Below are 8,607 nucleotides of genomic sequence, written 5' to 3'. Positions count from 1 at the left end.
TTTTGGGTTTGAGGATCGCCGACGCTTCCGTCATGCCATTTTGCCCTCGGGCGAACACAAACATTCCGACGATTATGGTGGCTGAGAAATTGGCCGACACAACCTTGAGAGACGGCAGACGGAGCTAAATCGCTGCCTGCTTTGCTGCTCGGCTAGTCGTCTCGTCGAGACGGCGGATAACGTCGACAAGCGCTTCCTCAGCTCATGTGCTCCTTGGTGCCGCCAGGCAGAACGCCGAACCCGATGTAGATGGCTTTTTTGCGAACGAAGTCTTCGTCCCTGAGCTTGACCGCTCGACCCGGATAGCGTCGAAAAAGACTATGGGATAGGAAAATTTCGAGCGGTCGGTTTCTGCCATTCGGCCATCGTCCGGGACGGCGTGTGTGATGGACGAGCTCAGGTAGCTGGCGATACCTCGCGTCATAGAGCTCTTCGAGATGGCCGATCCTGCCATGAAACCCGGAGGTCGGCGCTGGTCTGGATTGAGCCTGGAAGTCATAAAGCAATTCAGAATTGTAAATCGCTCTTAGTATCTTGGCCGTGATAATGTTAAACTAACCGCGACGGATGTAACAATATATACAACTATATTAACATACAAATCGTTGTTATCTTCACCAGGAAGCGCTAGAGATCAATTGCTAAGACGGAATCACCGCCCAGCCATCGGCTTAGCCTTAGAATGGGACATCATGTCGACTTTCGTTATTATTGGAAGAGACGGCGCGTTGCCCACATCCAAGGAACTGTCGACTTTGAGAGCCGCGGCAAACACTAATCAACTTAAGCGCCCAAAAAGGGGATTGACTATGACCACGCTGCCGAAAATTTCACTTTCGAAATTGAGAGACGATGCAACGCGACGTGACGAGCGCCAGCGCCTGCAAATGGCATGCCAGGAATACGGGTTCTTCTACCTTGTCGAGCACGGCATCCCCGGGGAACAGATCGCGCAAGCCATTGAGGCTTCCCGGCGATTCTTCGCATTGCCACAGTCGGTTAAGGAACGCTACGGGCACGCCTTTCAGGACGTGTACCCCACTGCCGCCCGTGGATACAGTCCTTTACACGGCGAAATGCTACATCCTGAGGCCGGCTTCGATCCAAAGGAGGTATTCGACCTCGGAATTGAGAACGAAGGCGACCGGCGTCCGTTCTCCGGCCGCACGCGCCTTCCGGATGAAGCCTTGGCTCCTGGCTTCGCAAGAAACCTGCTTGCTTTGCAGGCTACCGTGCTCGCCGGGATTGTCCCCCAGATCGGGGATGCGCTGGCGGACCTGATAGGTATGGAAGAGGCATGGTTCCAACGCCATTTCAGCACGCCGACGCTTGGGCAACGCGTGATACGGTATCCAGCTCGCGGCGGCACTTGCGCAAAGCACACGGATCATGGCTTCTTCACGCTGCTGCTGCAAGAGGAACTCCCCCTGCGTTCCTTGCAGGTGTGGTTCCGCGGTCGATGGATGCCGGTGCCGAGCCTGCCCGATAGTCTCGTAGTCAATCTGGGCGACCTCCTTCAGGTCTTGAGCGACGGCCGCTTCAAGAGTACGCCCCACCAGGTCGTGCATAGTGGTCCGACTGATCGAATTTCGCTGCCCTTCTTTATTTATCCCGAGATCGACGCTCGCCTGACTTCGCGACAAGGGCAGCAAGTTAGTGTTGTAGAAATGATGCTGCGCAACGTTGAGTCAATATGGGTGACTGGGAATGGCGCCGGACGCGCGCGCGAACTGCAATGATTGTCTGCTTTTCTAAAGCATGCGCAATTATGGCGCCGACGCGGTGCAGATCTCCGTGGTAAGCTGGAAGAACTCTCGCATCCGCTAGATTGTCCCGCCGTCGCGCGTGTAGCGCGGCGGTCGGAAGCCCGCTTCGGGATGAATGCACCTATGGTGTCAGATTGTTTGCATCGTGTGGTCGCAGGGAAAGATCGCACTAGATCTGCACCGCTGTCGCAAACGTGCTGCGGGAAAACCTGAGGGAACTTGATCCCATGATAACGCTCGCCCAACTCGCGCTTGACGTATCGCGAACCGAGCTCCCGGGAACCAGTTCCAGCGCGACCACGACGCCGTCACAGGCGGAAAGATCTTATAACACCCGGCGGTCGCGTGCTGCACGTCTTGCGGGCCGGTGGCAGTTATCGCAAGCCGTCAACCTTTCAGGCCGAACACCTCGCGCCCTGGAGCCCATTCTCAGCCGGAGCCCGCCCCTCATGGAGATTCGTCTCGCAGGCACTGCCGACCGCGATGCATGGCGGTCCCTTTGGTACGCATATTGCGCCGACCAAGGTCTCAATTCATCAGAACAGGCGACAGATAGGATCTGGCGGCGCATCGAGCGCCCAGACGAACCGATTAACGCGCTGATCGCGGTCTCAGCAACTGGCGTTACCATAGGTTTTGCTACCTTTGTCATTCACCCGTATACTCTTAGCGATCGTCCGGTCTGTTTTCTCGCAGATCTCTATGTCGACGAGTCTTCGCGGCGCCAGGGGATTGGCCAAGCCATGCTCACGAATCTGGCCTCCTACGGTCGCGACCAAGGCTGGCTGAGAATCTATTGGAATACGGACAGATCAAATTATCATGCGCGGGCGCTCTATGACAAGATCGGTAAATTGAGTCCATACCTTACCTACTACTATGACCTGTAGACTTGCTCTGAGGTCGTAACGAAAGCGCATTGACCTGCCCCAGTCTTTTAAACAGTGGCGAGTAGACTAGAGGTGCAGCCATTTATGTTGCGCACATGGGCTTGCAGCGGAATGTATTTTCGGCGCGATGATCCATTGATCAGGCAAGGACCGTGTTCGAGGTAAACTCCGTGCGGTGGTCTGCGACGATCATGCCGGGCTTGCCGCGCTGGGCGATCAGGTCGTCAGTTCGCGAGCAACGCGGCGACCAGAGATCTGTGTCCGGAATCGCGTAAGGCATTCGCGCGTCACGTCGTCGACGAGTTGATCGGCCGCAGGAGAACTGGTCGTACAGCGACCAGCGTGCGTTCGGCTTCGCCTCGACACGGATCGGCCCCGCATGCCGACCGCCGCTCGCCGTCCGCACTTCAACAAGGTAGGCGACATCTCGTCGACCGGCAAGATCTATTCCGGACGTCCGCGCTGTCGTTATGACAAGCCATATTCTAATTTAGATCTCAAAAATCTTCCGGGGAGCAGTGGTCAGTACCTCGACGCCGGAGTCTGTGACACGGAACGTTTCGCTGATGACGTATCCAAAATCCTCCTCGATCCAATTACCTAACATCAGGTGAAAGGTCATGTTTGGTAGCAACTCTGTCATATCGCCATCCTTAAGGCTTGCGGTCGGCTCCAACCAACCAATGCCGTGTGCATAGCCGCAACGCGTCTCCTTTTTGAGGCCCCGCTTCTCGATGCTGCGATTGAAGGCGTTGGCAACATCGCTGCAAGTCGCTCCTGGCCGTATCGCATCAAGAGCGACCTCAAGGCCGGCGACTTGGATCTCATGCACGCGACGTAGACGATCGGAGGGTGAGCCGATCGTGTAAGTGCGCATAAGCCCAGCACAGTAACCATATCGCGCACCGCCGATTTCGAGATTCACCTGCGATCCATAGCGAAAAACGTCCTCGCTCCACGGAATGTGGCACGTTCCCGTTCGCGGTGATGAACACAAACTTATTCCCTCGATCCCGCTTCCTGGCTTACCGTTTGCGCCGCGCACCAACGTTGCCACAATTTCCGCGCACGCGTCTGCTTCACGCACCCCGGGGCGTATTACCTCAGCAGCGCGTCGAATCGCGGCGTCTGAGATTGCCGCCGCCTCCCGCATTACAGCTATCTCGAGATCTGACTTGATGAGCCTTTTCCAAGTGACCGCCTTAGTAGCATCGACGATCGTGGCACCAGGCAGGCGCATCCTAAACTTTTTCGCCGATTGCGATGGAAGGCAGCATAGCTCGATTCCTATGCCTCGACTCGCGAGGCCGACGTCCTCCAAGTAATCGACTACCGCGTCATAGCCATCCTTGTCAGGATTTCCAATATACGCTTCGGGGTATGCGACGATTTTGTCGCGCTCCATAAAACATTGATGAATGGCTGCCGGCGCATCACAGCGGCGCAGAATGAACGTCGGTTCCTCTTCTCGTATCGAAACCACAACGGCCTGAGGAACATAGGCTGATAGCGCGGTGTACCCCGTGAGATAGGTAATGTTATGTTGGTCGGAAACGACGAGCGCGTCGATATCGCACCGACCCATTTCGAACTTCACCGAGCCGAGCCGGCGAAGGTATTCACTTCTAGGGAATGCCTGGGGTCCCTTGGATATATTCATAAGTTTGAACTCCAGCTATGCTTTTGACAACAAGGCGAGCTATTGCGGGTAAGAGTTCTTATGCTGGCGACGGATCACCTCTCAGTTGGGGGGGAGTCGTGGGGCTGCAGATCGCTCCTGTTCGCCCGACGGCGGTGTGATAGACCAAGCGATTAAGTCGACAGCTCGTTGGAGTATCGCTTCGGTCTGAGCAAGGCTGGGTGAAACGGCGACGACATGTCCTATCCAGTCTCGAAAATCGCCTTTCCTGAAGATCGGCGCGTTGGGTTCAACATACAATTTGATTTCAGCGACACCTGGTACCGCGATCGCCTGACTGCCGCCATCGATCCAATCGAGGGTGCCGTCGCAATCAGCAACTAGGAACCGCGCGGCTGCGGTCTGCAAATGCCTTCTGCGCAAATCCCATTCCTCGCCGACGACAAGCTTGATGTGCTCGGTGACCAGATCGACACCGCTCGCCAGTTGGACCAGTTCAGGCTCAAGCGCACCAGCAAGACGCGGATTCACTTCGATTACAACCGGGCCATGATTAGTCAACCGGAGCTCGATGTTCGTTGGCCCCCAATTAAGGCCAAGAGCTTGCAAGCACCTCAGCGAAACATCAACGATACGGTCATGATCGTCTTCCGCAAGCGGGGCCGGGAAGGTCGTTTCACGGAAGACGAAATGCGGTGGGGGGCCGAAATCAACGGCGACAATCCCAATAACCTCATTGCCCATTATCTCCACGCTATAAAAAGGGCCGCGCGCGAATTCCTCAACCAATATCCTCGGCGAAGACGGCCAGATGTGCTTCCCACCCAACAGATAGGTCGTGTGGTCAGCTAACTCATCGGCGTTGCGGCACAATCGGACACCGATGCTACCGCTGCCGATTGCCGGCTTAACAATTACGGGAAAGCCGATCTCCGCGACAGCGCTTTCTACTTCTGCCACATTCAGCGCCATGCGATAAGCGGGTATCGGAACTCCGGCTTCCGCAAGTAGCTGGCGCTGAGAGAATTTGTCACAGCATCGTTCAATCAATTCGGGGTTGGGTCCCGGTAAGTCGAAATGCCGACATAGTTTGCCAACGGTTGCATAGACCGACTCGTCGATGCCCGAGAAGCCCGTGATACCAGCGATGTCATTGGTCTCACGCAGCCTGGAACATTCGCGAATCAAGGTATCAAGATTGGTTGTATCGACACGGATTGCCTCGCTTCTTTCCGCCGCAAGATACTCGTACTGTGTTGGATCAACTGATAGTGTAATTGGATGAAAGCCAAGACGCCGGGCCGCGTGGATGTATCGTATTCCATTACCTCTTGCATGGCCTTCAACCAGGATGAGAGCTTTCCTTGACATTGGCTGTTCTCCACTCTGCGTTTTTGTCGATAGGTCGTTTTGCCATCGTGGACCTCAGACTTAAAGACAACGATCCAAGGCCAAACATTCCGTGAAATTGGTCGCCTCTACCCGCAGCCGCTGGCTGAAGCTGAAGTTGCCTTTGGCGCAGCAAAATCGTCTTCCCAGATCTGGGCAGAACCGATTGGGCTTGATGGCAACTGACCGAATAGTGGCCGAGTGGGATAATGCACTGTATCGCGTACCAGAGTACTGGGGACGAGTACGCCCTTGACCGGGACCCGGCGCCACGAGCTGTCACCGAAAGGCCCTACTAGGGAGTGAGTTTTAGCGCGTTATCGCCGGGAGAGCCCTCGCGAATCGAGAACGTTATCCTTCCATCGTCGTCTATTGCACCCTCGTAGAACATGTGGTCGCAGATAGAATTATCCCGGTGGAAAGTCAGCACTCGCGGCTTGATCTCCACCATCTGATGCTCCTCGATGTATGCGGAGGAGCAAACGATTATTTCGTCCCCGACCTGACAGGTGCGAGCAGCGGCTCCGTTCAGCACGCAGCAACGAGAACCCCGCTCTCCATAAATCACGTAAGTGCTGATTCGAGCGCCCGATGATTTATTCCAGATTTCAACGAATTCCATTGGAAGGATGCCGGCTTCGTCGCAGTGATCTGGATCCAAAGTTATTGAGCCCCGGTAGTTCAAATTCGCGTCGGTCACAGTTATTCCATGAAGCTTGGCGGCAACAAATTTTCTCATCTACATTTCCTCTCGGCGGTGGGACACTGCGTCGACAAGCGATTGCTGTGTCTTGGTTTCAGGATGGATGGATGGACGTTCTGCGATTTGTCGTATTGTGGTTCTTAGGACAAAATTGATTACTCTGGCGTGGCCAGCACGAGACAGTCAGGCGAAGGCTGGTTGTGGTGGGCGGAGGCATTGCCGGCCGGCTGTCCCCCATTGGTAATGCCATCCGATACAGTTCCGACATGTTCCGTTCCTTTAATTAGTTGTGATTTCAGGTGACTGTGCCAATCGGCCCGTTCAACTGGATCGCACACAAAGTTGCAAACCTCGTGCCAAACTGGCTAATCAGGCCGGAAACAGAAATGCGTGATCTCTTTCAGCTATTTAGGTGAGCAGACCACGGATCGGATCAAGAAGGCACGTCGCGGACGCGACAAAATGTTGAGTGTAGGACGGGTTGAGGTGGCGCCCTTCTGCTGGTGGTCGTGCGGCCGATCTGGGCATCGTTGACTTCTGGCGGCGGGGATGTCGAGGACGCTCGGGTATTGGCTGTTCGGATCTTAGACGCGTGCAGCCTCATGCCTCGAATGCGGCCGTTTTACTTGTCCCAGTCGAGGCCTGCCTAAATGTTTGATCTCAGGTTTTGATGGGGCATCCTTATCTTCCGAATCAAAGGATGCACTATGGGCCAGGTTCTTCATGGGAGCGCCACGACGACAGAGGCGGTCCGTCGGGCGCCCGCTGATCAAGGGTTTGTTTTCAGCGATGGGATGGTCGCGGGGCTTACGCTCCTAAGGACGACCTTAAGAGCCCAGCCTCGCTACCGTGCCATGATCGCGCAAGGCGGCCCTCGCCGGAGGCGTACCCGAGGATCGCCCCTGACCAACAAGGAAAAGCCGGATCGACGCGGTCATGTATCCTCTAAGAGTTGTCATGACGCTTACCTCCTTCAGGTTGTGTGCGTCAAGTTCTGCAAAATGGGGCGGCCACGATGCTGGTCATGCGGCTTGGCGTAGAGCGAGCTTCTTGTGCTCGCGCAGATCGTCCATGTTGATGTAGCGGTTGGCCTCCATCCAGTTCTCGTTGGTCTCGCAGCCAGCGCCCTGACGAGGCGCAGGCAGCTTTCATTGGGGAAGATGCGCATGACATTGGTGCGCCGGCGGATTTCCTCATTGTGCCGTTCAAGCATGTTGGTGCTCTTGAGATGCTTGTGATGCTGGCGCGGCAGGCAAAAGAAGGTCAGCGTGCGCTCGATGGTCTCCTCCACCCAACTCGTCAGTCGCGGATAGCGGCCCGACCATTTGGACAGCCATGCGGCGAGATCGGCCTTGGCCTCGGCGAGATCGCGCCGGTCATTAGAGCCAGCGCAAGTCCTGCAGGCAGTCGGCGCCGTGCTTTCTCGGCAGGTGATCGAGCGCGTTCCTGAGGAAGTGGACGTAGCAGCGCTGCCAGGCGGCTTCGGGGATCACCTCGCCGATCGCCGCGACCAGGCCGGCATGATTGGCGGAGACAACCAGCTCGACGCCCTTGGGGCTGCGCGCCTTCAGCGCGACGAGGAAATCCCTCCAGGCCGAGCGGCTTTCGCGATTGGCCATCTCGACGGCCAGGATCTGGCGCCGGCCGTCCCAGTCGATGCCGACAGCGATCAGCACCGCCTGGCTCATGACGACGCCGGCCTCACGCACCTTCTCTTAGCGCGCATCGAGGATGAGGTAAGGAAACGGCTCTTGAAGGGGGCGCCTGGCAAAGGCAGCGAGGCTCTCGTCCAGCCGCTTGTTGATGGCCGAGATCGACGAGGCCGAGAACGCATGGCCGCACAGCTCTTCCGTGATCGCCTTGACCTTGCGGGTCGACACGCCCTGCACATACATCTCCGCAAGCGTCGCCACCAAGGCCCGCTCCGAACGCTGGTAACGCTCGAGAAGCTCGGTCGAGAAGCGGCCGGCCCGGTCCTGCGGAACCCGCAGCTCAAGCTTGCCGACCCGCGTGACAAGGGTGCGGCCGTAATAACCCGAGCGGTAGCCGAGCCGCTCAGGTGTGCGCTCGCTCTTCGAAGCCCCCAGCGCCTCGTCCATCTCGGCCTCGAGTACCTCCTGCATCACCGCACGGATCACTTCGTGAAGTCCGTCCGGGTCCGAAAGCAGAATGTCTTTGATGGCAGCGCTGCCGGTCTTACTTTCAATCTTGGTCATGGTG

At 56.7% G+C, this 8,607-nt stretch carries 6 protein-coding genes and 3 pseudogenes; 3 read left to right on the top strand and 6 right to left on the bottom strand.

What is annotated here, in order from left to right; genetic code table 11:
* Positions 1-128, top strand: a 128-nt coding sequence (locus tag EN949_RS29355) for a GMC oxidoreductase (RefSeq protein WP_144289770.1), incomplete at its 5' end; no start/stop codon positions are given.
* Between the two features lie 81 nt (positions 129-209).
* Here EN949_RS29355 and EN949_RS36780 read toward each other — a convergent pair.
* Positions 210-353: pseudogene (locus EN949_RS36780) on the bottom strand (transposase); the annotation flags it as partial.
* Positions 354-809: 456 nt separating this feature from the next.
* On the opposite strand from EN949_RS36780, the gene EN949_RS29350 reads away from it, so the two are divergent.
* Positions 810-1,739 (top strand): 2-oxoglutarate and iron-dependent oxygenase domain-containing protein, encoded by a 930-nt coding sequence (locus EN949_RS29350; protein WP_063170383.1) that lies wholly within the window; start codon positions 810-812, stop codon positions 1,737-1,739.
* 476 nt (positions 1,740-2,215) lie between these two features.
* Positions 2,216-2,656 carry a GNAT family N-acetyltransferase gene (locus EN949_RS29345; RefSeq protein ID WP_158515807.1) on the top strand — a complete coding sequence of 147 codons (441 nt, stop codon included), beginning with the start codon at positions 2,216-2,218 and terminating at the stop codon, positions 2,654-2,656.
* 142 nt (positions 2,657-2,798) lie between these two features.
* Here EN949_RS29345 and EN949_RS29340 read toward each other — a convergent pair.
* From EN949_RS29340 to EN949_RS29320, 5 genes and pseudogenes are all read right to left on the bottom strand, one after another.
* A pseudogene (locus tag EN949_RS29340) lies at positions 2,799-3,029 on the bottom strand (IS3 family transposase); the annotation flags it as partial.
* A 117-nt stretch (positions 3,030-3,146) separates the two neighbouring features.
* Positions 3,147-4,316 carry a Xaa-Pro peptidase family protein gene (locus tag EN949_RS29335; protein WP_063169356.1) on the bottom strand — a complete coding sequence of 390 codons (1,170 nt, stop codon included), beginning with the start codon at positions 4,314-4,316 and terminating at the stop codon, positions 3,147-3,149.
* Positions 4,317-4,397: 81 nt separating this feature from the next.
* Positions 4,398-5,666, bottom strand: a complete 1,269-nt coding sequence (locus tag EN949_RS29330) for an acetyl-CoA carboxylase biotin carboxylase subunit family protein (protein ID WP_082826583.1) — start codon at positions 5,664-5,666, stop codon at positions 4,398-4,400.
* Between the two features lie 313 nt (positions 5,667-5,979).
* Positions 5,980-6,423: an aspartate 1-decarboxylase gene (panD, locus tag EN949_RS29325; RefSeq protein ID WP_063169354.1), complete on the bottom strand. Its 444-nt coding sequence runs from the start codon at positions 6,421-6,423 to the stop codon at positions 5,980-5,982.
* A 986-nt stretch (positions 6,424-7,409) separates the two neighbouring features.
* A pseudogene (locus tag EN949_RS29320) lies at positions 7,410-8,603 on the bottom strand (IS256 family transposase).
* Between the last annotated feature and the right edge of the window lie 4 nt (positions 8,604-8,607).

The sequence above is a fragment of the Mesorhizobium sp. M7A.F.Ca.US.007.01.2.1 genome (assembly GCF_003998165.1).
Classification (GTDB): Bacteria; Pseudomonadota; Alphaproteobacteria; order Rhizobiales; family Rhizobiaceae; genus Mesorhizobium; species Mesorhizobium ciceri.
Note: the sequence above shows the minus strand (reverse complement) of the source record. Positions and strands in the feature narration are given on the sequence as shown.